Here is a 25,921-nt window from a genome sequence, read left to right on the forward strand (position 1 = left end):
TGTGGCGCGGGCGCCGCGCCTGTTCGCCAACGCGGGGAGGCCGCTGGAGTCTTTTCCGCGCTTGGGGCAGGGTTCGGGAACACTGTTTCCCGGAGCCTTTTTGACCCCGCGCCTCGTCCTCCTCGCAGTTCTGGCTGTCGTGGCGTCGAGCCTCGACGCGCCCGCGCGCGCCCTCGCGTGGGATGGCGATGGTGATGGATCGGGCGGCGGACGGACGGCCCCGGCTCCGGCGGCCCCGGCCCCGCCCGCTCATGCCGCCTCCAGCCCGCCCTCGGGCGAGGCTCCCGCGACGATCCGGGCCGACCTGCGGCGCGAGACCTGGTCGAACGGCATGGCCATGGCGGCGGCGGGCTACGGTCCAGCTGGCGGTGACGCCCAGCTGTCGCGCGAGGTCCTGGCCGAGATGAACCTGATGCGGTCCGATCCTCTGGGCTATATCGCTGTGCTGCAGGAGTACCGGGCCCAGTTCCGGGGCGACATCGTCGTCCGCCCGGGTCGCATCAACATCCAGACCCGTGAAGGCGTGGCGGCCGTCGACGAGGCCATCGCCTTCCTGCGCCGCCAGAAGCCGATGGACCCGCTGGAGCCCGACCTGATCCTGGCCCTGACGGCCGGTGACCATGTCGCGGATCAGGGGCCTTCAGGCTTCATCGGCCACTATGGCTCGGACGGCTGGGACTTCGCGACCCGCGTCGCCCGGCGCGGCGGCGATCCCTACGGCGGGGAGAATATCTCCTACGGCTATGACACCGCGCGTGAGGTCATCATCCAGCTGCTGGTTGATGACAACATCGCCGACCGGGGCCACCGGGTGAACCTGTTCCGCGACGGCTATGTCCGCGCCGGCGTCAGCTGCGGTCCCCATGCGGTGTTCAACCACATGTGCGTCATCGACTACGGCTATGCGCCGATCAAACGGCACTAGTTCAACCCTTCAGATTCAGGCCTTCAGGGCCTTCAGACGATAGAGAGCCTCCAGCGCCTCGCGCGGGGTCATGGCGTCGGGATCGAGCGCCGCGACCGCCTCGTCAACGATCGACTTCATCGGCGGAGGCGGCGGTTCGGCGACCGCGAACAGGGGCAGGTCGTCCAGCTTGTCGTTGGCGGCCTTTTCGGCCTCCAGCCGGTCCAGAACCGAGCGGGCGCGGGCGACCACCGACGGCGGCACCCCGGCCAGTTTCGCCACCTGCACCCCGTAGGAGCGGTCGGCGGCGCCCGGCGCGGCCTCGTGCAGGAAGATCAGCTCTCCGTTCCACTCCCGGGCCACCATCGACAGGTTGGAGACGTGGTCGAGCCGCTCCTCCAGCCGCGCCAGCTCGTGATAGTGGGTGGCGAACAGGGTCCGGGACCGGTTGGTCTCGTGCAGGGCCTCGGCGCAGGCCCAGGCGATGGCCAGGCCGTCATAGGTGGCGGTGCCGCGCCCGATCTCGTCCAGAACCACGAAGCTCGACGGCGTCGCCTGGGTCAGGATGGCGGCGGTCTCGACCATCTCCATCATGAAGGTGGAGCGGCCGCGCGCCAGATCGTCCCCGGCCCCGACGCGTGAGAACAGCCGATCGACCACGCCCAACCGCATCGATCGGGCGGGCACGAAGGACCCGGCCTGGGCCAGGATCACCAGAAGGGCATTCTGGCGCAGGAAGGTCGACTTACCGGCCATGTTGGGTCCGGTGACGATCGACAGGCGGGCGCAGGAGCCCGGACCCTTGATCGGCGCGCCGTCCAGACGGCAGTCGTTGGGGGTGAAGGGGTCGCCCGCCTTCTTGACCGCGGCCTCGACCACCGGGTGGCGTCCGGCCTGAACCTCAAAGACCGTGCTGGAATCGACGGTGGGTCTGACCGCCCCGACCTCTTCGGCCCACTCCGCGAGGGCCGAGGTGGCGTCCAGTTCGGCGAGGGCGTCTGCAACGGCCTGCAGCGGCTGGGCCAGACGCTGCACCGTCTGGCGCCAGCCTTCGAAGGTTTCGCCCTCCATGGCGAGCGCCCGGAAGCCCGCCTGGCTGATCTTCGCGTCCAGTTCCGACAGTTCGACGGTCGTGAAACGCACCTGAGCCGCCAGGGTCTGGCGGTGGATGTAGGGGCTCTCGGGACCAGCCCGGAATAGGGGTTCGGCGTGTTTGGCGGTGGTCTCGAGGAAATAGCCGAGGACGGCGTTGTGCTTGATCTTGAACGGCACGCCTGACTCGGCGACGGCGCGGGCCTCGAGGTCCGCGACCACGCGGCGGCTGTCGTCGCGGAGGGTGCGGGCCGCGTCCAGCTCGGGCCGGAAGCCGGGACGGACGAAGCCGCCGTCGCGCGCCAGATGCGGCGGCTCCTCAATCAGCCCTTCGGCCAGATCGATCTTCAGCCGGCCCAGATCGGGCGACAGGGTCAGGCGGTCGAGGCAGCCGAGGATGCGCCGGGGCGGGGCGCTGAGCGGATTGGCGGGAACCACGAACAGTCCGGCGATGCCCTCGGCGATGGCCAGACCCGAACGGATGGCCGCCAGATCGCGCGGTCCGCCGCGCCCCAGCGCCAGCCGCGACACGGCCCGGGCGACGTCGGCCGAGGCGCGCAATGAGTCTCGCAGGTCGCGGCGCAGGTCACGCCGTTCCAGCAGCCATTCGACCGCGTCCAGACCCTCGTTGATGGCCAGCGGATCGCGCAGGGGCCGCGAAATCCGCTCGGCCAGGGCCCGGGCCCCGCCCGAGGTCACGGTGCGATCCAGACAGGCCAGCAGCGAGCCCTCGCGCTCCCCGCGCTGGGTGCGGTCGATCTCGAGGGACTGACGCGTCGCCGGGTCGATGGCGAGGAAGCCCGTCTCGCCCGAACGGCGCGGCGGGGTCAGGGCCGGAACCTTGCCCGCCTGCGTCGTCTCCAGATAGGCGGCGACCAGACCCAGAGCCGAGACCTCGGCCTCCTCGAAGGCGCCGAAACCGTCCAGCGAGGCGACGCCGTACAGCCGCTCGACTCGGTCGCGCGCGGCGGCGGGCTCGGCGACCGCCGAGGCCATGGCCTGAACCACCCCGCCCGAGCCGTCCAGCGCCGGCCGCACAGCGTCGTCGGAGAAGAGCTTGTCCGGAACCAGCACCTCGGACGGGCGGAAGGCGGCGAGCGTCGCGGCCAGGTCCTCGAGCGCGCAGGCGACCGAATCCACCGCACCGGCCGACAGTTCGACCACGGCGACGGCGGCGCGGCCCTTGCGGATGGCCACGGCCGCCAGCCGGTTGGCGCCCCGCGCCTCCAGCAGCGAATCCTCGGTCAGCGTGCCGGGGGTGACCACCCGGACGATGTCGCGCGCCACGATGGCCTTGGAGCCGCGCTTCTTCGCTTCGGCCGGGGTTTCGATCTGGTCGCAGATGGCGACGCGCTGGCCGGCCCGGATCAGCCGCGCCAGATAGCCGTCCATGGCGTGGACCGGGACCCCGGCCATGGGGATGTCCTCGCCCTGATGCTTGCCGCGTTTGGTCAGGGTGATGCCCAGCAGGGCCGAGGCGATCTCGGCGTCCTTGAAGAACAGCTCGTAGAAGTCGCCCATGCGGAAGAAGACGATAGCGTCCGGCTGCGCCGCCTTGGCGGCCAGATACTGGCCCATGACGGGGGTCACGCCTTCGGTAGAGGCGGGTTGCGGGGGGTGAGCGAGGGGAGCGTTCATGCGAACGCACAGGGTGACGGATCAGGCGCCCCGTCTCAAGTCATCTCTCAACCCATTCCGAAGTCAGGGGCGGACTTGTTCGCGTCAGGCCGCGGCGCTGATCGGAGCCCGGGCGCTGAGGGCCGCGGGCTCGGACAGGGCGAGGGTCTCCCAGTCCAGATCGGGCTTGGGGGCGCAGGAGGCGGCCAGGATGGCCCGCAGTTCGGCCGCCGAGGCGACGCTGGCCACCGCACAGGCGGCCGGCGGCAGGTTCAGGGCGAAGGCGAGGGCGGCCTGCATCGGATCGACACGCGCCTCGGCCAGGCTGCGGCGCACGCGCGACAGGGCGGGACCGTGCTCGGCCAGATGCGGCGGCAGGTTTTCCCGGCTGGCGAACAGCAGGCCGCGCGCGAAGACGGAGGAGATGTGGACGTCGATGTCCATGCCGGCGAGGTCCGACAGGACCCCTTCGGTCACCGGACGCTGGTCCAGAAGATTGCAGGGCATCTGAACGACGTCGGGCTGGTAGCGGCGGGCCAGCAGGGCCGGGCCGTCCTCCATGGTCGCGCAGAAGCCGATGCGGCGGTACAGGCCGCGATCCTTGAGCGCCTTCATCCGGTCCCACAGGGCGCGGCCCTCGGCCCCGGCCAGATCGGCGGCGTTGGAGACGAGCAGGGTGTCGCCGCGTGGCAGACCCATGCGTTCCAGAGACCGGCGGGCGCGGGCCTCGACCCGGTCCAGACCTTCAGAGAGGGAAACGGTGCGCACGGTGACGCGGAAGGGCGAAGGGAAGGGCCAGGCCTGACCCAACAGCCGTTCGCCGTCGCGGTCGGGACGGGTGGCGACGGTGTTGATTCCGCCGTCGGCGGCGGTCTGAAGCAGGAAGCGCATGGCCTCCTCGCGCGCGCCGACAGGCGCGGTCGCGACGGCGCCCAGACCCCTTTCAGGGTCGGTGACGACCGCCATGGCCAATTTGCCGGCGGGGGTCTGTGCGGGAAGAGGCTTCACCCGAAGACCCTTGCACCACAAAGTTTAAGGGAGGCTGACCCGGAAGTTGCCGGAACCTTACCTGCGGACCGGCGATAGGCCGGAAATCTTCAGGAAATTCAGTCCGCGCCGGGCTGTTTGTCCGGGTGGGCCGCGATAAAGGCCGGATGGGTTTCGGCCGCCTGTTCGACCGCCAGAAGCTTGGGCCACGGGGCGAGGTCGAGGTTGAACCGGCGCGCCGAATAGAGTTGGGGAATCAGATAGCAGTCGACCAGGGTCGGGGTCGCGCCATAGCTCCAGCCGGCGCCGTCGGCCGCGACCATCTGCTCGAGCGCATCGAATCCTGCGGTGATCCAGCCGCCCGCCCAAGCGTCCACTCCGGCCTGATCGGCGCCCAGGCCGCGCACGGCGCCGAGGACCCTCAGATTGTTCAGCGGATGGATATCGCAGCCGATGACCGCCGCCATGGCCCGGACCCGGGCGCGCTCCAGCGGAGCGACGGGCAGCAGGGCGGGCTCGGGATAAGCCTCCTCGAGCCATTCCAGAATGGCCACGCTCTGGGTCAGGACGGCGCCCTCGACCTCCAGCGCCGGGACCATTCCCTGCGGATTGAGCGCCAGATAGGCGTCGGACTTGTGCGCCCTCTGACGCAGATCGACGTCGACCTGTTCGTACTCCAGCCCCTTCACATTCAGGGCGATGCGGGTCCGGTATGCGGCGCCGGACCGCCAGTAGGAGTGCAGGATCACGGCCGCCTCAGCCTTTCAGCGCGGGGGCGACGGTGAAGGTCAGGGTCGTCAGGCCTTCGATGGCGGCCTCGACCCGGTCGCCCGGGACCAGGGGGCCGACGCCCTCGGGCGTGCCGGTGAAGATCAGGTCGCCGGGCTGGAGCGTCCACAGCTCCCCGGCCTTTGCCACGATCTCGTGCGGGTTCCAGATCATGTCGTCCAGCGATCCCGACTGTTTCGCCACGCCGTTGACCGACAGGCTGATGGTCCCCATCGGTCGGGGCAGGTCGCCCAGGGTGATCGGACCGCAGGGCGCCGACTGGTCGAAGCCCTTGGACGCGTCCCACGGCCGGCCCTTCTCCTTGGCCAGGGCCTGGAGATCGCGGCGGGTCAAATCGACGCCGACGGCCCAGCCGATGGGCTCGGCCCCTTCGCCAATGGCCACCACCAGCTCGACCTCGTGATGCAGGTTGGTCGTCGCCGACGGATAAGCCGGATCCTTGCCGTCCGTCACAAGCGCGTCGGCGGGCTTGGAGAAGAAGAAGGGCGCCGGCCGCGTCGCGTCGCCGCCCATTTCGCGCACATGGGCCGCATAGTTCTGGCCCACGCACAGGATGCGGCGCACCGGAAATCTGCGGGCCTCGCCGACGATGGGCAGGGAGGGGGTCGGGGCGGGTTCGAACAGCCAGTCGGTCATGGCCTCCGTTCTAGGACGCGGAATCTCCAGCGTCATCCGCAATCCCATGCTGCGGTGCGGCGAAACGGCCGGAACTCTCGCGAAGATGTAGCGTTCAGCGGCAGGTACCTCTATTTACAGCCAAGCTGACCACCGGAGCGCGCGACATGGCCACGACCAAGGCTCGAGAAGACATCAAGAACGACCTCAAGACCCTGAAGGAAGACCTGAAGACCGGCGCCCGCGAGGAGACCGCGCGTCTGAAGGAAAAGGCCGCCGAGGCCCAGGAGCGTCTGAAGGCCCGCTCGGCCGAGGCCGAGGCCGTGGTGCGCGAAAAGGCCGAGGTCCTGCGCGAACAGGCCCGGGGCTATTACGACAGCGCCCGCGTGCGTGGCCGCGAATACTATGACGAAGCCTCCGACCGCTTCGACGAAGCCCAGCGCTACATCACCGAGCGCGTGCAGGAGCGTCCGGTCCAGTCGACGGCCATCGCCCTCGGCGTCGGCGTCGTGCTCGGCCTCCTGCTGGCCGGTCGTCGCCGCTGATGATCGGCAAGGGGCTGGTTAAAAAGCTGGTCGCCGGCTTCGCCGCCGCGGCCAGCGCCTTCGTGGCCGTGATCGCTCTGGGGGCCACGCTCTTCTACGCGCTGTGTCTGGTTCTGCCCGCCCTCGGCGCGGCGGCGATCACCTTCGCCGTCTTCGGGGCGATCACCGCCCTGATCGCCGTGGTGTTCCTGAACGCCGGCGGTGGTCATCACGATGATGATGAGGACGACGACGAACCGGAAAGCTTCGCCCAGAAGGCGGTGCACCTCCTGCGTGAGCGTCCGATCCTCGGCGCAGCCGGCGGTCTGGGCATTCTCTTCTTCCTGCTGCGCAATCCGGCCCTCGCCGCGATCGCCGCCAGCATGATCACCGAGAAGCGGATGGAAAGCCGCGGCTACGGCCGCAGAAGGCGTTAAGACCAGGGAGAGTCTTCGACCTCGACGGAACAGTCGGAGTTGAGACGCGTTGATGAAGCGAGCGGCGCCGGTTCAGGTGGCGCCCAGATCATCAAACGTTTCAACCCCTTCTCTACTGGAGGCCGTCATGCTTCGTTGGGCTATCATCTTCTTCGTCGTGGCGCTCGTCGCTGCCGTTCTGGGCTTCGGCGGCATCGCCGGCATGTCCTTCGAGATCGCCAAGTTCGTCGCGATCGTCGCCGTTGTCCTGTTCCTGATCTCCCTGGTCGCGGGCGGTCTGCGCGGGCGCGGAACCCGAATCTAGACCGGCGCTTGAACGCTGGTCGAACAGAAGCCGCCGTCCGAAAGGGCGGCGGCTTTTTCGTGCGTGAAGATCGGCGTGCGAAGACGACGGCCTGGTTCAGACCGCCGCCTTCTCCTTCTGGCCTGCGACGCCGGGGTCGGGCGCGGTCTCGGGGTTGCGGGTGTCCTGACGGCGCGGCAGACGCCAGGTCCGGCTGGGCGCGAAGGCCGAACCGTCCCAGGCCATGGCCGTGACCACGATCTCCTTCGCATCCCATTCCAGCTGGTTGAAGCTGGGCGGCGTTCCCCGCTCGCGGTGCGACAGGGTCCCGCAACCGACCGCGTAGGAGCAGCGGTCGGTCAGGTCGATCGGCAGGGCGAAGGGGATGTGGGTATGGCCGGTCATGATCAGATCGACCCCGGCCTCGGCGAAGATTTCGGCAGCGGCGTCGCCGCGCTTCACGTCCCCGGTCATCGGGGTGCCGATCATCTCGATCAGCGGATGGTGGCAGGCGAGGATGCGCAGGGCGCCGACCGGCGCCTGACGCAGGGCGGCGGCGGCGCGCCGCGTCTGGTCCAGATCGATGACGCCCTTGGACCAGTTCAGCCGGGCCTGCCAGCCGCGCGCGGTGGTCACGCCCCGGACCATCAGATTGTCGCGCTTGAATTCCCCGTCGTGCGCCGGATGGCCGGTCGCCGCCTCGAAGGCGCGCCAGGGCCAGAACAGCCGCGCCATGGCGCTGTAATAGGGGACGTCGTGGTTGCCGACGACGACGAAGCGCGGCTCGGGCATGGCCCGGATCCAGTCGCCCGCGGCCTTGAACTCATCGGGCAGACCCTTCTGGGTCACGTCGCCGGTGATCAGGATCAGGTCGCTTGGCGTGGCGTGGGCATAGTCCAGCGCGGCGGCGCAGGCGCGCCGGTGTTCGACGCCGAAATGGACGTCGGAAAACTGGATCAGGCGGCCGGCGCTCAAGGCGGGGTTCTCGTCATACGCTGTCTTCCGCCGCCGGCGGATGGGGCGCAAGGGCCTGGAAGGCCTTGGGGATGAAGGTCACCTTGGTTTCGTGCGGCAGAAGGGTCGGCTCGCCGTCGATGACGGCGGGAATCTTCGACCGGGCCCAGACCTCGATCTTGCGGGCGGGCTTCGTCGTGACCGAGGCGTCCTGACGCCAGTCGCTGAACAGGGCCGTCGCGGCCAGACGGAAAGCCTGACCGGTGTCGGTCGGGTCCATGGCGGCGGCCTCCAGCCCGACGGGCTCGTCGAGCGCGCGGGAGATCATCGGGCTGATCAGGACCAGGGCCTCGGTCTTGCCCTTGGCGCCGCCGTCCAGCGAGAAGCGCAGCCGTCCGGTGAAGGCGCGGCGCAGGGCGCGGCGCCCGTAGGCCCAGGCCAGGGACAGTTTGCCGGACCGCATGGCCTCACGCGCCGGCGCCCACAGGGCGGGCGAGCCGAGAATCGCGGCGCAGTAGAAGTCCTGGCCCTCCACCGTTCCGCCCGAGACGCATTGCGGCGCGCCCTCCTCCAGCGCCTTGCGCAGGGCCAGCTTCCAGTCGGCGGTGCCATAGAGCGCCTTGGGCAGCATGTTCATCGTGCCGCCGGGAAGGGGGGCGACCAGCGGTCCCTTCGGACCGGCCCGCGAGGCCACCGCCCGCGCCGTGCCGTCACCGGCCAGAACGAACAGGACGTCGGGATCGGAGGTCAGGGCCTTTTCGATCTGGGCGTCGAAATGGCCGCCCTCCAGCGACACCACCTCGGCCTCGAGGGGGTAGTCCGCCAGAATGGCTTCAACCTCGCCCGCGGCGCGGGGGCCGACGGATCCCGAAGCCGGATTGACCAGGACGACGACGCGTCTGATCTCGACGTGCGGCGTCAGCGCGCGGACGACGGCTTCAGCCGCCTCCGCCATGGCCGCGTCGGAGACGGGCACCGCGTCCGGGGCGGGCGGTTCAGTCTGGGGCGCGGAGCCGGAACCGGTCGCGCCGCTCTGGATCAGGGTGTCGGTCATACCGCCCGAACGTCCAGCCGCAGCCGACGTTCCGGGCAAGCGTCACTATTCCGTCGATGCGGTGTTCGGCCGCCCTGCCGAGGGCCTTAGTGGGCCGGAGCGGGCTTCAGTTCCTGGGCGGTCTCTGCGGCGCCGGCCTTCAGGGCGTCGCCGGTCTTCTCGGCCGTGTCGCCAGCCTTGTCGGCGGCGACCGTGGCGGCGGCCGGAGCCTTGCCCACGGCCTTGAGCGCCGCCTGGACGCCGGTCGAGATCCAGCCGTCGATGACCGCGCCGCCGGCCGCGACAGACCGTTCCTTGATCGCCATCACGCCGGTCAGGGCGCCGAACAGGGCCAGCAGGGTGACCAGGAAGCCGATGAACGGACCTGCCCCCGGCCCACGCTTGCGCTTGCTGCGCGCCCACACCGGGCTGTGGCCCGTATCGTCCGCATTCCGGACCACTTCAGGAAAACGCATGTCAGACCCCTCCAACCTACTCTTTGCGAGCGTCGAACTCCGCGACGCCGCCCGACCAACCTAATCGATCGTCGAGAAGCCGCATAGGCGGGAACCTGTGCCATAATCCAGCGTTCTCCCCCCCGGGGCGAACAACAGGCTCGCTCTCGAGCCAACCGGGATGAAGGGATCATACCCATGAAGAAGGCACTCATCGCCATCGGCGCCGCCGGTCTTATGGCTTCGGCCTGCGCCAGCGACCCATACGGCGGCACCAATGAAACCGTGCGCCAAGGCGCTGTCGGCGCCGGCCTCGGCGCCGTCGCCGGCGCCATCATCGGCAACAATGTCGGCAGCGGCAATGCGGCCACCGGCGCCCTGATCGGCGGCCTCGCCGGCGGCGCCGTCGGCGCGATCCGCGGCTCCAACCAGGACCGCGCCAACCAGCAGCGCTACCGCGACAACGGCGGCGCCTATTACTACTGCTACGATAACCGTCAGACCGAGTGCTATTGGGAAAACGGCCAGCGCCGCTACTAGGACTCGTTGACCGTCCAAAGGGCGGTAGAGCGGGAACAGGGCGGTTCGCGTTGCGGGCCGCCCTTTTTCGCGCCGGGAAGCGAATTTTGAACGGCGGTATGCCGGTGGACGAGGGGATCGGGATGGCGAGGCGGTATTTGGCGGTTGCGATCGCGGGGGCGGGGCTTCTGGTGTCCGGGTGCGAGACGGCGAGGGGCATGTTCCATGACCGGTCGCAGGTCGTGGCGGCGCCGGCGACGTGCGCGCCGAAGCGGTTCGAGATCTATTTCGCCGACAGCGAGGCGCGGCTGACGGAGCCGGCCAGACAGGCGATCGGGCTGACCGCGACCCAGCTGCAGGGCTGCGCCATCAAAAGCGTGAAGGTTCTGGGTCTGGCGGACGCCCGGGGCGGCGCCGAGGCCAACCAGAGCCTGTCGGAACGGCGGGCGACGGCGGTGGCGGAGGCCCTGGCGGCGGCCGGCTGGCCCGCGCCGGCCTTCGAGGTGGGCGCGGCGGGCGACGAGGGCGCGGTCGCGGCGCCGGGCGTGCGCGAACCGCTGCGGCGGCGCACCGAGGTCGTCGTCGACGCCAGCCCCAGATAGAGAGCCCCCAAATAGGACTCTGACGCGGCAGAGGTTATAGGTCGGTCCTTCACCGTCCGGGCCCCTGCCGTTGCGTCTTCTGAAAACTCTCCTGCTGAGTCTGGCCCTGATGGCGGGGGCGGCGTCAGCCCCGGCTTGCGCACAGGCGCCCTCCGGTCCGCAGAAGACCGAGCGGATCGAGGCCGAGCTGGTCCCCATGTCGGCCTGGGCCGCGCCGGGGTCGACGGCCGTGGTCGCGGTCAAACAGACCCTCCAACCCGGCTGGCACACCTACTGGCGCAATCCGGGCGACTCGGGCGGACCGACGACCCTGAGCTGGACCCTGCCCGCCCATGTCACGGCCGGCGACATCGTCTGGCCCCTGCCGCAGCGCCAGCGGCTCGCGGGCCTGACCAACTATGGCTATGAGGGCGAGGTCTTCCTGCCCGTCCCGATCGAGATCCCGGCCGAGGCGAAACCCGGAACCACGATCCCCCTGACCGTCCGCGCCGTCTTTCTGGTCTGCAGCGCCGAGATGTGCGTGCCCGACCCCCTGACCCTGAGGCTGGACCTGCCGATCCGCGAGGGCGCCGCGCCCCTCGCCGGAGCGACCGGCCGCCGCATCCAGACGGTGGTCGAGACCGCACCGCGCCCCGCCGGGATCACCGCCCATGCGGCCCTGAACAACGGCAGTCTCACTCTGAGCCTCACCGGCGGTCCCCTGAATGGCCTGACCCCCAAACAGGCCTCCTTCTTCCCGTTCGAGGGCGATGTCATCGACCACGCCGCCGCCCAGTTCGGCCAGCGCGGCCCGAACGGCCTGACCCTGACCCTCGCCCCCGGCCGCGACCTCAAGGAAAAGGGCCTTACAGGTCCCATCTCCGGCGTCCTGTCGACCGATCTGGGCAGCTGGGAGATTACCGCGACCCCCGGCCCCGCCCTGCCGGGCTCGACAGGTTCCGGCTCGCTCGAACCCACCCCCGACGCCTTCGGTCAGGCGCAAGGCCCGGCGAAGACCGGCCCGCTCGACCTGCTCAAGGCGGCCGCCTTCGCCCTTCTGGGCGGGCTGATCCTCAATCTGATGCCCTGCGTCTTCCCGGTGCTGGCCATGAAGGCGGCGGCCCTGACCCGATCGGCCCACGAACCGGCCGAGGCGCGCCGCGACGGGATTGCCTTCACGATCGGGGTGCTGGTCTCCTTCGCCGTCCTCGCCGCCGTTCTGCTGGTCCTGCGCGCCGGCGGGCAGGCGGTCGGCTGGGGCTTCCAGCTTCAGTCCCCGGCGGTGGTGGCGGCCCTCGCCGTCCTGATGCTGGCCGTGGCGCTCAATCTGTCCGGCGTGTTCGGGGTCGGGGCCCGGCTGCAATCCCTCGGCGGATCGTCGCCCCTGTCTCGCCTGCCCGGCGGCACGGGAGCCTTCTTCACCGGGGTGCTGGCCGTGGTGGTCGCGGCCCCCTGCACGGCGCCCTTCATGGCCTTCGCCCTGGGCGCGGCTCTGGTGATGCCCGCGCCCATGGCCATGATCGTTTTCCTGATGCTGGGTCTGGGTTTGGCCCTGCCCTATCTGGCGGTCAGCCTGTCGCCGGGACTGCTGGCGAGACTGCCCAGGCCCGGCCGCTGGATGGTGCTGCTTCAGCGCTGGCTGGCCGTGCCGATGTACGCCGCCGCCCTGTGGCTGGTTTGGGTGTTCTGGCGGCAGACCAACTTCCCTGCGGCCATGATGCTGGTCAACGCCTGCGTGGTCGCCGCCTTCGGCCTGTTCATTCTGGGCGTGTCGCGCCGCCTCCCGTGGACGACCGTCTACGGTTGGGGGCTGGTCGCCTTCGCGGTGATCCTGACCGGGTGCGCGGGCCAGACGGGGGAGCACGTCGTGGCGCGGACCTCGGCCCCCGCCGCACTCCCCGCCGACGCCTGGTCCGAGGCGAAGGTTCAGGCGGCGCTGGCCTCGGGCCGCCCGGTCCTGGTCAACTTCACCGCCGACTGGTGCGTCAGCTGCAAGATCAACGAACGCACCGCCCTGTCCTCGCCGGTCACAGCGAAGGCGCTGCGGGAAGCGAACGCGCTCTACCTCGAGGGCGATTGGACCCGCCGCGACGACGCCATCACCCGGGAGCTGGAGCGCCACGGACGGTCGGGGGTGCCGCTGTATCTGGTCTACCGGCCGGGGAAGGCGGAGCCGGAGGTGCTGCCGCAACTGCTGACCGAGGGGGTGGTGGTGGAGGCGTTGAAGTGAGGGCTGGCGCTGAACAGCGGTTGAAAGCCGGTCTGGGGCCTGTTCCGACGCCGGGTGGCCGAAAGTCCTGACGTCCGCGTCTATAGCGGCCCTGGCCCGGACAGTTCCTTCAGCGCCCGAAACGCCATCTCAAGATGCCTGACGAGGGGCGTCGATGGAGTCTGGCCCCAGGTCTGCAAACCATGACTGGTCACGGCCATGCCTGCAGCCGCGGCGAGACCCGCAAGCCCGGGCTCGATCTGACGTCGCTGCAACGCCTCCGCTATCATGCGGGTGAGCGAAGCGGATTTGGCGAGTTGGCGCTCCTGAAGAGCAGGGGTTCGTCCAATCACCGCCTGACCCGGCTCCGCCAACGGGAGGTTTTCCTCGAACATCGGCGCCAGCGACTGGAACGCCCACACGACGACCTCGATCGGACCAAGCGTGGGCGGGGCCGCCGCGATGGCGGTTTCCAGTCTCGCGCCCATTTCGGCCTCGTTGAACAGGACTTCGCGCTTGTCCGGGAAGTAGCGGAAGAAGGTGCGCTCCGTGACACCGGCGCACGCCGCGATTTCGGCGGCCGTGGTCCCCTCATAGCCCTTTGCGTAAAACAGCTCGAGAGCCGCCTCCCGCAGGCGGCGGCGGACGTCTCCCCGATCTTTCGGCACGGCTGGCGATCCTTCATATTGACAGTCACTGACACAAAACCGTATGTCAGTGACTGACATTGGCAGGCCCGGGGCCGCGTGGCAACGCTCCCCCGAGGCTTTCCGGACTCTGGAGGACGCCATGGCCGCCGAGACAATGCGAGCGATCTGCTATCGTGAATATGGAGAGCCCGGCGAGGTTCTCCGGCTGGAGGCGGCGCCAAGGCCGCGTCCCGGGGCAGGCCATATTGTGGTGCGCGTCCATGCCTGCGGATTGAACCCGGCTGACTGGGCGCTTTGCCGGGGACTGTCGGCCCAAAAGCTGCCGAGCGGGATCGGGCTGGATGTCTCCGGGGTCGTTACGGCGATCGGGGACGGCGTTTCCGATGTCGCGGCGGGCGACGCCGTGTTCGGCCCGTCCGCCTTCATGGATTATCCGACCGCGGGCGCGGCCGATTACACCGTCATGTCCCATTGGGACCGGCTCCCGGATGGCCTGTCGCACGTCGCCGCCTCGGCGCTCCCCATGGTCGTGGAGACCGCGGCCCGTTATCTTGACTGGGCCGATCTGAAGGCGGGTCAGACCCTGCTCATCAACGGGGCGGGTACGATGGTCGGCTTCGCCGCCGCCCAGATGGCGATCCTCCGCGGCGCCCGGGTGATCGCGACCGCTGGCGACACCTTCGCTGACCCGTTGCGCGCCATGGGCGTTCTGGTCACCGCTCACGGCGACGGAATGGTCGAGCGGCTCCGCACGCTTGCCGCTGACGTCCCGGCCGTCGTCCTGGACGCCGCGCCCGTGAACCTGAATGGGGTCTCCGCGAGCGCCCTTCCCGATCTTGTGGAAATCGCCGGCGGAGACCCCGCGCGCGTTCTGACGGTCGCCGACGTCGAAGGCGCCGCCCGGACCGGCGCCCGGACCGGCGCGGAAAACATCAGGTCCGAAGGCGGGTTCAGGCTTCGCTGGAACGTGCTGGGCGACTATGGGCGGCTGGCGGCGGAGGGGCGCTTCTCCATCCCGGTCGCGCAGACCTTTGCTCTGGAGGACTGGCGCGATGCGCTCGATATCAGTCTCGCCGGCCGCGCGCGCGGCAAGCTCATCCTGCTGACCGGGGCCTGAACGTCAGCCAAACCGCCGAGACGAGGAAGTAGAAGGCTCCGAAGCCCGCGTAGCCGGCGACCGTCGCGATGGAGAGGTCGGCGGTTCCGCGGGACATGATCGCGAAGAAGACTCCGGCGAGGATGGACTGGGCGCCGGAGAGGATCATGGCCCATTGGGCGCCGGCGGTCTTCCAGCGGCGCAGGCCGGTGAGGAGCTGGAACAGGCCGGCGAGGACGGCCCAGACGCCGAAGACGCCGATCATGAAATGGATGCCGAGGGAGAGGGCGCCGGGGATCATGCCGAGGGTGGCGATCAGGCTGATGGCCAGGTTGGTCGTCTGGGTCAGGTTGGCGCGAAGGCCGCCGTTGGCGCGGGCGTCGATGAGGTTCGCGAGCGCGTCCCAGGCCGGATAGAGGACCAGCAGCAGGGCGCCGAGGGCGGGGTTCTGAACCCCGACGGTGAAGGCGAGGGCGACCCAGACGGCGGCGACGCCGGCGCGCAGGGCATAGAAGTTCCGAAGGAAGTTGGGAGTGGGCGCAACGGGGGACATGCGGGCGTTCCTGAATATGATGCGACATTAGATGTCATGACATATGATGGGTAGCGTGTGGCGATCGGCTTGGCCAGCATTATTTGTCGTGACATAGAATGTGCGCTGAAGGAGCGCCTGATCCATGACCTCGAATCCGAAGCCAGCCCCCTCCGTCTCCTCGCAAGAGCTCGGAGCCACCTCCCCCAAGGGGGGAGGATCAGGATGGAAGCCGACGCTGGATGATCAGCTGTGTTTCGCGCTGTACAGCGCCTCGATGGCGATCAGCCGGGCCTACAAGCCGCTGCTGGATGAACTGGGGATCACCTATCCACAGTATCTGGTGCTGAACGCCCTGTGGGAGAGCGACGGCCGGACGGTGGGAGAGATCGCCGGGCGGCTGGGGCTGGATTCCAGCAATGTCACGCCTCTGGTCAAGCGGATGGAAGGGCTGGGTCTGCTGTCGCGGCGGCGCAATCCCGAGGACGAGCGGCAGGTGGTGGTCAGCCTGAGTGATGAGGGCCGGGCGCTGCAGGAGCGCAGCGCCTGTCTGGGGCAGAGGCTGTTCGAGGCGGCCGGGATGGGGGTTGCGCAGCTGGTGCAGCTGAACCGCGACGTCCAGGGATTCCGCGATGCGGTGGCGGGGTGGAGTCCCGACCGTTCAGACTGACCGCCGTCATCGCCGGGGCAGACCGGGGCGCCGATCCCGGCCTGACCGATGCGGGCCGATGGCGTTCGGTCGGAGGGCGTTGAAACGACCTGACATTGTGGGGGTGCATAACTCCGTACCCGGAATGCGCGTCGCCTAAAGCGCGCTCAAGGCCAGAATTCGCGATTTTCCGCGAGGCCAAATCCCGCTTCGCGTGTATCGTGAACCGCCATAATTCGTGGCTGGGTTTTATTCAGGGCGGGTACTGATGAATTGGAAAATGGTGTTGGCGGCCATGCTGATCGGAGGGTCGGCGGTGTTCGGAGCCCCTGCGGCCAGGGCAGATACGATCCAGGACTATCTGGTGCAGCAGGTCTGCACGGATGCGACGACGGGCGCGGTGACGACGGAGGATCCGGTGACCTGTCCGGGGCGGGCCCGAAAGCTGCTGCCGGGCGAGCCCCTGCCCTACCATAAGTGGGACCAGCCGGTGCAGGACATCCTGGGCCAGATCAGCGATTCCTACCCGGTCGCCGACATCTATGGGCGCACCCGCGTCGTCTCCAACTTCTTCTTCACCCGGGCCGGCAATGTGCCCTATTTCGCGCCCGGAAATCCGACGGACGGCTTCTCGGCCTACGACATGATGAGCACGGACGGCTATCACGCCTCGATCGCCGGGACCTATGATCAGGGCGGCGGCTGGCAGCCGTTCTGGCGCAACGGTCAGTGCGACCTGTCGGATTCGTGGATCCTGGCGCCCAAGGGGCTGACGGTTCCGTTCGGCCAGGGTCAGGCCTCGACGACCCTGACGGCGTCCTTCCCCCAGTGCCCGACGGTCGACCGGACCAGCACCTCGCTGACCCGGTGGAACAACTATGCCAACTATCTCTACCAGAGCGGCAAGCAGCTCGACACGATCAAGGTCTGGCACTTCAGCCAGAACAGCACCAACTCGGACGCCATCGAGGTGTTCATGTTCACCAAGGAATACGGCAAGACCAAATGGGAGGCCTGGCAGTCGTCGGCCAAGGTCAGCGGCCCGAATCCGGTCGCGGTCCAGCGCTGCGGCGTCGGCACCAATAACGGCGCGGTTCACTTCGGCAACACCGACTACTACCTGGTCGATTGCCACGACTGGACCTATATTTTCCCGGCCGAAAACAACAGCTGGGATCCGGCCCAATTCCACATCGACCCGCTCTATACGAGCATCAACATGCTCTCGAACACGCACATGCAGTGCAAGAACTCGAGCGGCCAGACCCGGACCTGCGGCGTGTCGGGCAGCCAGTGCCGGACGATCGCGCCCTGGAACCGGATCGGCGATCTGAACTGGGCCTACAACCAGAACCCGCAGGCGCCGCGCGAGAGCTCGAACTGCTCGCTGTTCTTCTCCATCCCGTCGGCGGCCGTCGGCCAGTCCATCTACCAGGACACCGATGCGTCCAGCACGCCCTATAGTGAGTTCACCTTCGGCGCCGCGCTTCGGGCCCCCGAGTCAGCGGGGCCGACCTATCCGCTGGCGCTCGTCGTCCACCAGCTGGACGGCTCGGGCGGCGTGATCTCGTCCGCCGTCGTCAACGTCGCCGCCGAGAAGGCCTACAAATTCTTCAAGGGCAGCTTCGTGCGGGACCCCGGAGCCCAGTATTTCCGCTTCGAGGTCTATGTGCAGGCGATGAACGTCAACTACGAGATCACCGACGCCTGGATCGCGCCGAAGGTCTGAGACGCGAAGATCGCATGGATCCGGGACACCCCCGGGTCCATGCGACGCGCCCCACGGATCTGGCCGGTGATCAGGCCGCCTCGGTCTCCGAGGCGCCGCCCGGCGCGTCCGTGAGCCCCGCCGCCGCCTCGGCCAGGGTCTCGGCCAGCCGGCGGACGTCGATGGGCTTGGGCAGGAGGCGGGTCATGCCGGCCTCGAGGCAGGCCTCGATGTGGTGCGACATGGCGTTGGCGGTCAGGGCGACGATGGGGGTCGGGTCCAGGGCGAGGCTGCGCTCGATGTCGCGGATCGTGCGGGCGGCGGTGAAGCCGTCCATGATCGGCATCTGGACGTCCATCAGGATCAGGTGCCAGGCGCCGCCCTCGGCGGGACCGGCGCGCCAGGCCTCGACGGCGGCCTGACCGTCCTCGACGATGGTCACCTCGACGCCGAGCTGGCCGAGCAGGGTCCGCAGCACCAGACGGTTGGTGGCGTTGTCCTCGGCGGCGAGGACGCGCAGGGCCGGGAGCGGGGCGTCGGCGGTCTCTTGCGCCTCGTCGGCGGGGGATTCGGCCTCGCCGATGAAGGGCAGGGGCAGGACCACGGCGAAGCGGGAGCCGGCGCCCGGGCGGCTGGCCACGGAGACGTCGCCGCCCATGCGTCGGGCCAGTTCGCGAACGATCGACAGGCCCAGACCCGTGCCGCCGAAACGGCGGGTGGTCGAGCTGTCGGCCTGGGCGAAGGGGGTGAAGATGCGGTTCAGGACCTCGTCGTCCATGCCCTGACCGGTGTCGATGACCTCGAGGGTCAGGCTCTCGCCGGCGCGGCGGGCCTTGAGGGTGACGCCGCCCTGGGCCGTGAATTTCAGGGCGTTGGAGACGAGGTTGGACAGGATCTGGCGCAGGCGGGTCGGGTCGCCCTCATAGACGCCGGCGGCCGAGCCGAGGTCGACGTCCAGCTTCAGGCCGCGGTCGCCGGCGGTGGCGGCGAAGGTCTGGGAGAGGCTGTTGAGCAGGCGGCCGAGGTCGAAGGGCACGACCTCCAGATCCAGCTTGCCCGCCTCGACCTTGGAGAGATCGAGAATGTCGTTGAGGATGGCCAGCAGGGCCTCGCCGGACTCCGAGATGATCTCCAGCCGGGCGCGTTGGGCTTCGGGCAGGGCGTCGGCGGCCATGGCCTGGGCCATGCCGAGAATGCCGTTCATCGGGGTGCGGATCTCGTGGCTCATGACCGCGAGGAACTGGGACTTGGCCTGGCTGGCGGCTTCGGCCTGTTGCGACAGGAGGCGGGCCTCGGTGACGTCCCAGTTGGCGCCGATGAGGCGTTCCGGCGCGCCGTCGGCGGCGCGGTGGACCCGGCCCAGCACCTTGATGATGCGGATGTCGCCGTCGAGGCGGCGGATGCGGAACTCGGTGTCGATGACGTCGGTGACCAGGGCGTTCTGGATCGCGGCTTCCAGCGGGCCGACGTCGTCCTCGTGCAGGTTGCGGGCGAAGAAGGCGAAGTCGAGTTCGCCGGAGGGCGGGGCGACGCGGTAGAGGGCGAACATCTCCGGCGACCAGCTCAGGGCGTTGGTGACCAGATCCCATTCGAAGATGCCGATCTCGGCGGCCTTGACGGCGAGGTTGGCGCGCTCGGCGAGGCGCAGCCGCTCGGCGTCGGCGGCCTTTCGCGCGCCGATGTCCTGGACGTGGGAGATGAAGAAGAGGGGGGCGCCGTCGTCATCGCGCACGAGGCCGACGCTGAGCTGGGCCCAGACCACGCCGCCGTCCTTGCGGATATAGCGCTTTTCCATCTGGTAGGAGGGAATGTCGCCGGCGACGAGGGATTCCAGCAGGCTGAGGTCGCTGTGGAGGTCCTCAGGGTGGGTCACGTCCTGGAAGGTCAGGCCGAACAGCTCTTCGGCGGTATAGCCGAGGAAGGCACGCAGGGCGGCGTTGATGCGCAGCCAGCCGCCGTCGAGGCCGACCAGGGCGGTGCCGACCGCCGAATGCTCCATGGCGCGCCACAGATAGCCGGGCTTAAGCGCCGGCAAGGCGGTGGGTTCGGTGGCCATGGTGGTTTCCATGAACACCCTTGTATTCCCGAAAGGTTTTACCAGCGGTGAACCGAAACCGCTCCGGTGACGCTTTCACGCCGCCGGAGCGATTTTTTGTACGGCATCAGACCGAGGCGGCGACGGAGCGGATGGCCCCGTTGGCGATGGTCAGTTTGGCGAAGGTCCAGCCGGAGCCGGAGGCCTCGATCTCGTCGACGGAGGCGCGGACGCCTTCGACGACGGCCTGACGCGAACCGATCCATTTCTCGACGGCATCTTCTGCGGCCTGTTCCGAGGCGCCGACCGAGGCGTCGGAAGCCTTGGCGACGGCGCGGGTCAGGGCGACCTGTTCGCTCATCAGGTCCTCGATCAGGCGACGCACGGCCAGACGGTCGAAATGATCGCCCGACTGGATGCCGCCGGCGGCCGCGCGCAGGCGGTCGAAGTCGAAGGCGGCGCCGACCTGGTGATAGAGGCGCGCCATGGCCGGTTCGGACCAGCCGGCTTCCTTCGCCAGATCGCCGATGTCGGCGGTGGCGACCAGCGGACGCAGCATGGCGATGGTCTTCGCCAGATCCTCGCCCACGCCCATGGCCGCGAACTTCTGCAGGCGCTTGTCGAGCAGACCCTGTTCGAAGCGGGACAGGACGCCGCCGCCTTCCTGACGCAGGGCGTCGGCGGCGGGACGGTAGGCGGCGATCAGGCTGTCGACGGTGACGCCCTCTCGGCCGGCCCGCTTGGCCAGCCAGAAGGTCTGGCGGCGCAGGACGGTGGAGATTTCCGTGTACAGCGCCGTCTGGGTCTCGGCCGGGATCTTGAGGTCCAGACCGTTGACGGCGGCCCAGGCCTCGTCGAGGCGGAAGACGCGACGGGCGGCCTCGAAGGCGATGACCAGTGCCGTGGTGTCGACCTCGGCCGAGGCCTTCAGACGGTCCGGGAAGGTCGGGCCCGTCATATTGACGATCTCGTTGCAGAGGACGGTGGCGACGATCTCGCGGCGCAGCCGGTGACCCTTCATCTGGTCCTCGTATTTCGCCAGCGGGGCCGGGAAGTAGCGGACCAGGGTCTCCTCGAAGAAGGGGTCCTCGGGGGCCGAGGAGGCCACGATCTCGTCGGCCAGCTCCAGCTTGGAATAGGCCATCAGAACGGCGAGCTCGGGCCGGGTCAGGGGCGTGCCCGAGGCCTTCATCTCATTGACGCGCAGGTCGTTGGGCAGGCCCTCGACCTTGCGGTCGAGTTTGCCGCGCGCCGTCAGGGCCTGCATGAAGCGCTGCTGGGCGTCGAGAGCGCCCGCGCCTTCGGCCTGTTGCAGGGTCAGGGCCAGGGTCTGGTCGTAGTTGTGGACCAGGACCTTGAGGCCGACCTCGTCGGTCATGGAGGCCAGCAGGGCGGTGCGCTGGTCCGCCGGCAGGACGCCGTTGGTGACCGCCGATCCGACCAGGATCTTGATGTTGACCTCATGGTCGGAGGTGTCGACCCCGGCCGAGTTGTCGATGGCGTCGGTGTTGGAGCGGCCGCCGTTGCGGCCGTATTCGATGCGGCCGGCCTGGGTGAAGCCGAGGTTGGCGCCCTCGCCGACCACCTTGACCCGCAGTTCGCCGGCGTCGATGCGCAGCGCATCGGTGCCCTTGTCGCCGACCTGGGCGTCGGTCTCGGTCGAGGCCTTCACATAGGTGCCGATGCCGCCGAGGTAGAGGAGTTCGGCGGGGGCCTTGAGGATGGCGCGCATCAGGGTGACGGGATCGACCGTGTCCTCGGCGATCTCCAGCAGGGCCTTGATCTGGGGCGTCAGCTGGATCGACTTGGCGCCGCGCGAGAAGACGCCGCCGCCTTCGGAAATCTTCGCCTTGTCATAGTCCTGCCAGGACGAGCGCGGCAGCTGGAACAGGCGGTTGCGCTCTTCCCACGACGAGGCCGGATCGGGCGTCGGGTCGATGAAGATGTCGCGGTGGTCGAAGGCGGCGACCAGTTTCGTGGCCTTCGACAGCAGCATGCCGTTGCCGAAGACGTCGCCGGACATGTCGCCGACGCCGACGGCGGTGAAGGGCTCGGACTGGATGTCCTTGCCGATCTCGCGGAAGTGGCGCTTGACCGCCTCCCAGGCGCCGCGGGCGGTGATGCCCATGGCCTTGTGGTCGTAGCCGATGGAGCCGCCCGAGGCGAAGGCGTCGCCCAGCCAGAAGCCGAAGTCGGCCGAGACGCCGTTGGCGATGTCGGAGAAGGTCGCCGTGCCCTTGTCGGCGGCGACGACCAGATAGGGGTCATCCCCTTCGAAGGCGACGACATTGGCCGGACGCACCACCGAACCGTCGGCGGCGATATTGTCGGTGATGTCGAGCAGACCGGAGAGGAAGGTCTTGTAGGCGCGGATGGCCTCGGCCTGTTGCGCGTCGCGGTCGCCGCCCGAACGGACGATGGCCGAGAGGTATTTGGGGAAGAAGCCGCCCTTGGAGCCGACGGGGACGATGACGGCGTTCTTGACCTGCTGGGCCTTCACCAGACCCAGGACCTCGGTGCGGAAGTCGTCGCGGCGGTCGGACCAGCGCAGGCCGCCGCGCGCGACGGGGCCGAAGCGCAGGTGGACGCCCTCGATGTGCGGGGCCCAGACGAAGATCTCGCGATAGGGCTTGGGCAGGGGCAGGTCGTCGAGTTCGCGCGAGGCGATCTTGATCGAGATGTGCGGTTTGGGCGAACCCTCGACCGTGGTCTGGTAGAAGTTGGTGCGCTTGATCGCCCCGACCAGCAGGGCGAGGCGGCGCAGGGCCCGGTCGTGGTCGAGGCTCTTCACGTCCTGCAGCAGGGCCGTGATCTTGTCCGACAGTTCGGTGCAGGCGGCTTCCCGCTCTTCCGCCGAACCGCCCAGCGACGGGTCGAACTTGCAGTGGAACAGGGAGACGATGGCGCGGGCCACGTCGGGGTAGAGGGTCAGGGCCTCTTCCTGCACCGCCTGCGACGGGTCGAGGCCGGTCTGCTGACGATAGCGGGCGAGGGTGCGGACCAGGGCCGCCTGACGCCAGTCGACGCCCAGCTCCATGACCAGACGGTTGAAGCCGTCGCTCTCGGTCAGGCCGGTCCAGACGGCGGTGAAGGCGGTCTCGAACGGGGCCTTGATGTCGGCGAACGACAGGGCCGCGCCGCGCGGGTCCTCGAGCAGGAATTCGTGGACGTGGATTTCCGTGTCGCCGGTGGGGCGGATGGCGTGGCCGAACTCTTCCAGCGTCTTCAGACCCATGTCGGCCAGCACCGGCAGGACGTCGGACAGGGGCACGGCGGCGCCGCGGTGGTAGAGTTTGAAGCGGAACTGCAGCTCGCTGTCGCCCGTGGCGCGGAAGGCGCGCACGGCGACGGGTTCGCCGGAACCGACGGCGCCCGTGGCGTTCAGGCGGTCGATCTCCTGCAGGTCGGCGACGGCTTCGGCCGCGTCATAGCGGTCGCGGTACCCGGCCCCGAAGGCCTCGGCCCATTTGGCCGACAGGGCGCCGATCTGGGCCTCGTCGATCTCGGCGTCGCGGGCGGCGCTCTCGAAACGGTCGATCCAGCTGCGGCCGGCCTCGGCGACGGCGGCTTCCAGGGCGACCGGGTCCGGGGTCGGGTGATCGCCGGGGGTCACGCCGATGATGTAGTGGATGCGCACCAGAGGCGCGTCCGACAGCTGGGGATACCAGGCCGAGAGGCGGCCGCCCCAGGCGGCGGCGAGGATGCGGGCGATGCGCTCGCGCACGGTGGAATCGAAGCGCTCGCGCGGGATGAAGGCCAGCACCGAGATGAAGCGGTCGAACGGATCCTGACGCGTGAAGGTCTTGATGCGCGGGCGGTCGTAGAGGTGGAGGATGCCCAGCGAGATGTTGAGCAGCTCGTCCTCGGAGATCTGGAAGAGCTCGTCGCGCGGATAGTTCTCGAGGATGTTCTTGAGGCGCTTCTCGTTGTGGCTGCCCGGGGCCTTGCCGGCGCGGGCGAGGGCGCCGGCGACCTTGGCGCGGATCAGGGGCACCTGCGACGCGGCGCTGTCATAGGCCTCGGCGGTGAACAGGCCGACGTAGCGGGTCTCGCCCGAGGGGCGGCCGTCGGCGCCGTAACGCTTGACCCCGATATAGTCCATGTAGGCGCGGCGGTGGACGCGGCTGCGGATATTGGCCTTGGCCACGGTGACCGGGTCCGACAGGTCCATCTGGCGCTTCATCTGGGCGGTCAGGATGGCGGGCTCGGAGGTGCGGCGCAGAACGGTGCGCGACGGATCGCGCAGGACCCCGACCCCGGCCGAGACCTGGCCCAGAGGCTCCTCATGGGCATAGCCGCCGTCGGCGGTGCGCGGATAGTCGTAGTCGCGGGCGCCGAGGAAGACGAAGTGGTCGGCGTTGAGCCAGCGCAGGAACTCCAGGGTCTCGGCGACGACGGTCGGGTCGACGGTGCCGGGGCAGGCCTCCAGATGGGCGACCGAACGCTCCATCAACTCGTGCATGGCGCCGTGGTCGGCGACGGCGGCCTGAACGTCGGCGAGGGTCTCGGTCAGGGCCGTGGACAGGGCCTCGCGGCGTTCGGCGGGCAGGGGGTCGATGACCACGACGATCATCGATTCGCGGTCGGTCCCGGCGGTGCGGGCGCCGGCGGCGTCGCGGCCGAGGGTCACGACCGGGTGGAAGAGGGCGCGGACCGAAACCCCGGCGTCGGCCAGCTCGCCCATGACGCTGTCGACGAGGAAGGGGCGGTCGTCCTGGACGATGGCGATGACGTCATAGCCGGTGGCCGAACCGTCGGCGGCGGCGAGCGGCTGGACCGAGACGCGGGCGGCCTCACCCGTCTTGCGCGCATCGGCCGAGGTCCAGACCCGGGCCAGAAGGGCGGCCAGATCGGCGCCGCCCAGCTCGGGCGTCTCGTCGTCGGCATAGTCCTCGTGAGCCTGGGACAGATAGGAGGACTGCAGCGCGCCGCTCCCCCCTCCGGCCCTGGCGAACGCCTCTTCGAGCGCCTCCAGGGAAATCGCCTGAGGGACGGAGCGAAGGTCGCCGGACATGGGCAGGGTCTCATTCGGCGCGGCCGGAGCCGCAAGGGGGTCAACGACACGATAGGCCGTTGAAGCTTCGGATCAATGAATGGCTGATTAGGCCCGACCGGCGCCCTCTGGAAGCCGGAAACGACACGGCCGGACCCGCTTTCGCAGGCCCGGCCATGGTTATCGCCGATAAGTCTGTCCGAACCGGGACAAACCTCCGACAGGATCAGAAGCGGTAGCTCATGCCGATGTTGAAGGCGTGCAGGCCGAACTTGGAGTTGGAGCGGATCATGTCCGTGCCGGTGGTGTTGGGGGCCAGGACGAAGGGGTTGGTCGCCGGGGCGGAGCCTTGCGTCACGCGGATGACGTGGTCGCCGGCGTCGAGCGAGCTGTAGAGATATTCGCCGGTGACGCTGAGGTTGGGCGTCAGGGAATATTCGACGCCGCCGCCCAGCTGGTAGCCGTCGGCGCGGTCGTCATCGACGCGGGCGGTGAAGGTGTTGGCGCCGTTGGTGGTGAAGAAGCGGTTCTCCACCTCGGCGGTGGCGGCGCCGCCGGTCGCATAGATCAGGGCCGGGCCGTAGGCGTAGCCGACGCGGGCGCGGATGGCGGCGAGATTGTTGAGGGTGCGGGTGAAGACATAGGCGGCCGGGGTGGTGGAGAAGCCGGTGACGCTGTCTTCCTGATTGCCGGCGCTGTAGTCGCCGACCACGCCGACGACGAAGCTGCCCATCTGGTAGTCGTAGCCGGCGCGGACGCCGCCCTGCGTGCCCGGCGCGTCCTTGTCGCAGCCGCCCGCGGCGGCGTTGGAGTTGGCCGCGCCGCCGCAATAGCCGGGCGAAAAGGCGTCGGCACCGGCGGGCGAGGCGAGGGTGACGGTGTCGCCGTAGTTCCCATCCAGATTGCGGTCGAAGCGCAGTCGCTCGTCGCCCTGGCCGTTCTGCTGGGTGAAGCCGCCGAAGACGCCGACATAGGGGCCGGTCCAGCTGTCGGGACCGGACTGGCCGAACAGGGTCTGGGCCGACGCCGGGGCGGCGAAGAGGGCGAGGGTCGAGGCGGTCGCGAGAAGGGCGAGGGTGCGTGTCATCGGGAAGATCCTGTCCGTGTGCTGAGCGTTTGCCCCCGAGGGTCACGGGCGGCGTCGCGGGTCCTAACGGAACAGGTACGAAGCGGGATGCAGGCTGGCCGAGGCCTGCGCCAATGCGCCGCAGGTCGCGGAACGTCAGTTTTTAGCTTTGAAAAACAACGATCTGGATGGA

Annotated in this window: 22 protein-coding genes; 10 read left to right on the forward strand and 12 right to left on the reverse strand. The window is 69.2% G+C overall.

The genetic code is table 11. The features are described 5' to 3' along the window. Positions 1 to 100 precede the first annotated feature (100 nt). On the forward strand, positions 101 to 925 hold the full coding sequence (locus tag ACW172_RS07575; protein ID WP_492034569.1) for a CAP domain-containing protein: 825 nt from the start codon (positions 101 to 103) through the stop codon (positions 923 to 925). 15 nt (positions 926 to 940) lie between these two features. Here the strand turns inward: ACW172_RS07575 and mutS are convergent, their stop codons facing one another. The 4 genes from mutS to ACW172_RS07595 all read right to left on the reverse strand — a co-directional run bounded on the left by mutS (position 941) and on the right by ACW172_RS07595 (position 6,025). After that, positions 941 to 3,634: a DNA mismatch repair protein MutS gene (mutS, locus tag ACW172_RS07580; protein ID WP_492034570.1), complete on the reverse strand. Its 2,694-nt coding sequence runs from the start codon at positions 3,632 to 3,634 to the stop codon at positions 941 to 943. Between the two features lie 84 nt (positions 3,635 to 3,718). Continuing rightward, positions 3,719 to 4,621: an aldo/keto reductase gene (locus ACW172_RS07585; protein ID WP_492034571.1), complete on the reverse strand. Its 903-nt coding sequence runs from the start codon at positions 4,619 to 4,621 to the stop codon at positions 3,719 to 3,721. A gap of 98 nt (positions 4,622 to 4,719) precedes the next feature. Further along, the gene (gene maiA / locus ACW172_RS07590) at positions 4,720 to 5,349 is read right to left on the reverse strand and encodes a maleylacetoacetate isomerase (protein WP_492034572.1); all 630 of its coding nucleotides are present in this window, start codon (positions 5,347 to 5,349) and stop codon (positions 4,720 to 4,722) included. Positions 5,350 to 5,356: 7 nt separating this feature from the next. Then, a complete protein-coding gene (locus ACW172_RS07595) occupies positions 5,357 to 6,025 on the reverse strand; it encodes a fumarylacetoacetate hydrolase family protein (RefSeq protein WP_492034573.1) in 669 nt (222 codons plus the stop codon). 146 nt (positions 6,026 to 6,171) lie between these two features. On the opposite strand from ACW172_RS07595, the gene ACW172_RS07600 reads away from it, so the two are divergent. The 3 genes from ACW172_RS07600 to ACW172_RS07610 all read left to right on the forward strand — a co-directional run bounded on the left by ACW172_RS07600 (position 6,172) and on the right by ACW172_RS07610 (position 7,269). Next, positions 6,172 to 6,549: a glycine zipper domain-containing protein gene (locus ACW172_RS07600; protein WP_492034574.1), complete on the forward strand. Its 378-nt coding sequence runs from the start codon at positions 6,172 to 6,174 to the stop codon at positions 6,547 to 6,549. Then, positions 6,549 to 6,965, forward strand: coding sequence for a hypothetical protein (locus ACW172_RS07605; RefSeq protein ID WP_492034575.1), 417 nt, complete (start codon positions 6,549 to 6,551; stop codon positions 6,963 to 6,965). The genes ACW172_RS07600 and ACW172_RS07605 overlap by 1 nt, the downstream gene beginning before the upstream one ends. 127 nt (positions 6,966 to 7,092) lie before the next feature. Beyond that, positions 7,093 to 7,269, forward strand: coding sequence for a DUF1328 domain-containing protein (locus tag ACW172_RS07610; protein ID WP_492034576.1), 177 nt, complete (start codon positions 7,093 to 7,095; stop codon positions 7,267 to 7,269). A 96-nt stretch (positions 7,270 to 7,365) separates the two neighbouring features. Here the strand turns inward: ACW172_RS07610 and ACW172_RS07615 are convergent, their stop codons facing one another. The 3 genes from ACW172_RS07615 to ACW172_RS07625 form a co-directional block, all read right to left on the reverse strand. Then, positions 7,366 to 8,223 carry a metallophosphoesterase family protein gene (locus ACW172_RS07615; RefSeq protein WP_492034577.1) on the reverse strand — a complete coding sequence of 286 codons (858 nt, stop codon included), beginning with the start codon at positions 8,221 to 8,223 and terminating at the stop codon, positions 7,366 to 7,368. A gap of 13 nt (positions 8,224 to 8,236) precedes the next feature. Continuing rightward, positions 8,237 to 9,256 (reverse strand): diacylglycerol/lipid kinase family protein, encoded by a 1,020-nt coding sequence (locus tag ACW172_RS07620; protein ID WP_492034578.1) that lies wholly within the window; start codon positions 9,254 to 9,256, stop codon positions 8,237 to 8,239. Between the two features lie 86 nt (positions 9,257 to 9,342). Beyond that, entirely contained in the window at positions 9,343 to 9,711 is a 369-nt protein-coding gene (locus ACW172_RS07625; protein WP_492034579.1) for a hypothetical protein, read from the reverse strand. 177 nt (positions 9,712 to 9,888) lie between these two features. On the opposite strand from ACW172_RS07625, the gene ACW172_RS07630 reads away from it, so the two are divergent. From ACW172_RS07630 to ACW172_RS07640, 3 genes are all read left to right on the forward strand, one after another. Beyond that, the gene (locus ACW172_RS07630) at positions 9,889 to 10,230 is read left to right on the forward strand and encodes a YMGG-like glycine zipper-containing protein (protein WP_492034580.1); all 342 of its coding nucleotides are present in this window, start codon (positions 9,889 to 9,891) and stop codon (positions 10,228 to 10,230) included. 197 nt (positions 10,231 to 10,427) lie between these two features. Continuing rightward, on the forward strand, positions 10,428 to 10,811 hold the full coding sequence (locus ACW172_RS07635; RefSeq protein WP_492034581.1) for an OmpA family protein: 384 nt from the start codon (positions 10,428 to 10,430) through the stop codon (positions 10,809 to 10,811). Positions 10,812 to 10,920: 109 nt separating this feature from the next. Further along, positions 10,921 to 13,020 (forward strand): protein-disulfide reductase DsbD family protein, encoded by a 2,100-nt coding sequence (locus ACW172_RS07640; protein ID WP_492034953.1) that lies wholly within the window; start codon positions 10,921 to 10,923, stop codon positions 13,018 to 13,020. Between the two features lie 80 nt (positions 13,021 to 13,100). Here ACW172_RS07640 and ACW172_RS07645 read toward each other — a convergent pair whose 3' ends face one another. Then, positions 13,101 to 13,667 (reverse strand): TetR family transcriptional regulator, encoded by a 567-nt coding sequence (locus ACW172_RS07645; protein ID WP_492034582.1) that lies wholly within the window; start codon positions 13,665 to 13,667, stop codon positions 13,101 to 13,103. A 121-nt stretch (positions 13,668 to 13,788) separates the two neighbouring features. Here ACW172_RS07645 and ACW172_RS07650 point away from each other — a divergent pair, with 121 nt between their 5' ends. Next, complete coding sequence (locus tag ACW172_RS07650) at positions 13,789 to 14,766, forward strand: NADP-dependent oxidoreductase (protein ID WP_492034583.1); 978 nt, start codon at positions 13,789 to 13,791, stop codon at positions 14,764 to 14,766. Here the strand turns inward: ACW172_RS07650 and ACW172_RS07655 are convergent. After that, positions 14,744 to 15,298: a DUF308 domain-containing protein gene (locus ACW172_RS07655; protein WP_492034584.1), complete on the reverse strand. Its 555-nt coding sequence runs from the start codon at positions 15,296 to 15,298 to the stop codon at positions 14,744 to 14,746. The two genes, ACW172_RS07650 and ACW172_RS07655, sit on opposite strands and share 23 nt — an antisense overlap. 256 nt (positions 15,299 to 15,554) lie before the next feature. On the opposite strand from ACW172_RS07655, the gene ACW172_RS07660 reads away from it, so the two are divergent. Together ACW172_RS07660 and ACW172_RS07665 are read left to right on the forward strand one after the other, a co-directional pair. Next, the gene (locus tag ACW172_RS07660) at positions 15,555 to 15,947 is read left to right on the forward strand and encodes a MarR family winged helix-turn-helix transcriptional regulator (RefSeq protein WP_492034954.1); all 393 of its coding nucleotides are present in this window, start codon (positions 15,555 to 15,557) and stop codon (positions 15,945 to 15,947) included. Positions 15,948 to 16,194: 247 nt separating this feature from the next. Then, positions 16,195 to 17,655 carry a hypothetical protein gene (locus tag ACW172_RS07665; RefSeq protein WP_492034585.1) on the forward strand — a complete coding sequence of 487 codons (1,461 nt, stop codon included), beginning with the start codon at positions 16,195 to 16,197 and terminating at the stop codon, positions 17,653 to 17,655. A gap of 70 nt (positions 17,656 to 17,725) precedes the next feature. Here the strand turns inward: ACW172_RS07665 and ACW172_RS07670 are convergent, their stop codons facing one another. From ACW172_RS07670 to ACW172_RS07680, 3 genes are all read right to left on the reverse strand, one after another. After that, on the reverse strand, positions 17,726 to 19,690 hold the full coding sequence (locus tag ACW172_RS07670) for an ATP-binding protein (RefSeq protein WP_492034586.1): 1,965 nt from the start codon (positions 19,688 to 19,690) through the stop codon (positions 17,726 to 17,728). A 106-nt stretch (positions 19,691 to 19,796) separates the two neighbouring features. Next, positions 19,797 to 24,683, reverse strand: coding sequence for an NAD-glutamate dehydrogenase (locus ACW172_RS07675; RefSeq protein ID WP_492034587.1), 4,887 nt, complete (start codon positions 24,681 to 24,683; stop codon positions 19,797 to 19,799). A gap of 205 nt (positions 24,684 to 24,888) precedes the next feature. Beyond that, on the reverse strand, positions 24,889 to 25,749 hold the full coding sequence (locus ACW172_RS07680) for an outer membrane protein (RefSeq protein WP_492034588.1): 861 nt from the start codon (positions 25,747 to 25,749) through the stop codon (positions 24,889 to 24,891). Positions 25,750 to 25,921: the final 172 nt, after the last annotated feature.

Source organism: Brevundimonas sp. ALps5 (assembly GCF_058681645.1).

Coding starts and splice junctions, on each gene's coding strand:
- mutS (WP_492034570.1), bottom strand. CDS start 3,634: ATGAACGCTCCCCTCGCTCACCCCCCGCAACCCGCCTCTACCGAAGGC.
- ACW172_RS07595 (WP_492034573.1), bottom strand. CDS start 6,025: ATGACCGACTGGCTGTTCGAACCCGCCCCGACCCCCTCCCTGCCCATC.
- ACW172_RS07600 (WP_492034574.1), top strand. CDS start 6,172: ATGGCCACGACCAAGGCTCGAGAAGACATCAAGAACGACCTCAAGACC.
- ACW172_RS07605 (WP_492034575.1), top strand. CDS start 6,549: ATGATCGGCAAGGGGCTGGTTAAAAAGCTGGTCGCCGGCTTCGCCGCC.
- ACW172_RS07610 (WP_492034576.1), top strand. CDS start 7,093: ATGCTTCGTTGGGCTATCATCTTCTTCGTCGTGGCGCTCGTCGCTGCC.
- ACW172_RS07620 (WP_492034578.1), bottom strand. CDS start 9,256: ATGACCGACACCCTGATCCAGAGCGGCGCGACCGGTTCCGGCTCCGCG.
- ACW172_RS07625 (WP_492034579.1), bottom strand. CDS start 9,711: ATGCGTTTTCCTGAAGTGGTCCGGAATGCGGACGATACGGGCCACAGC.
- ACW172_RS07630 (WP_492034580.1), top strand. CDS start 9,889: ATGAAGAAGGCACTCATCGCCATCGGCGCCGCCGGTCTTATGGCTTCG.
- ACW172_RS07635 (WP_492034581.1), top strand. CDS start 10,428: ATGTTCCATGACCGGTCGCAGGTCGTGGCGGCGCCGGCGACGTGCGCG.
- ACW172_RS07640 (WP_492034953.1), top strand. CDS start 10,921: ATGGCGGGGGCGGCGTCAGCCCCGGCTTGCGCACAGGCGCCCTCCGGT.
- ACW172_RS07650 (WP_492034583.1), top strand. CDS start 13,789: ATGGCCGCCGAGACAATGCGAGCGATCTGCTATCGTGAATATGGAGAG.
- ACW172_RS07655 (WP_492034584.1), bottom strand. CDS start 15,298: ATGTCCCCCGTTGCGCCCACTCCCAACTTCCTTCGGAACTTCTATGCC.
- ACW172_RS07660 (WP_492034954.1), top strand. CDS start 15,555: ATGGCGATCAGCCGGGCCTACAAGCCGCTGCTGGATGAACTGGGGATC.
- ACW172_RS07665 (WP_492034585.1), top strand. CDS start 16,195: ATGAATTGGAAAATGGTGTTGGCGGCCATGCTGATCGGAGGGTCGGCG.
- ACW172_RS07670 (WP_492034586.1), bottom strand. CDS start 19,690: ATGGCCACCGAACCCACCGCCTTGCCGGCGCTTAAGCCCGGCTATCTG.
- ACW172_RS07675 (WP_492034587.1), bottom strand. CDS start 24,683: ATGTCCGGCGACCTTCGCTCCGTCCCTCAGGCGATTTCCCTGGAGGCG.
- ACW172_RS07680 (WP_492034588.1), bottom strand. CDS start 25,749: ATGACACGCACCCTCGCCCTTCTCGCGACCGCCTCGACCCTCGCCCTC.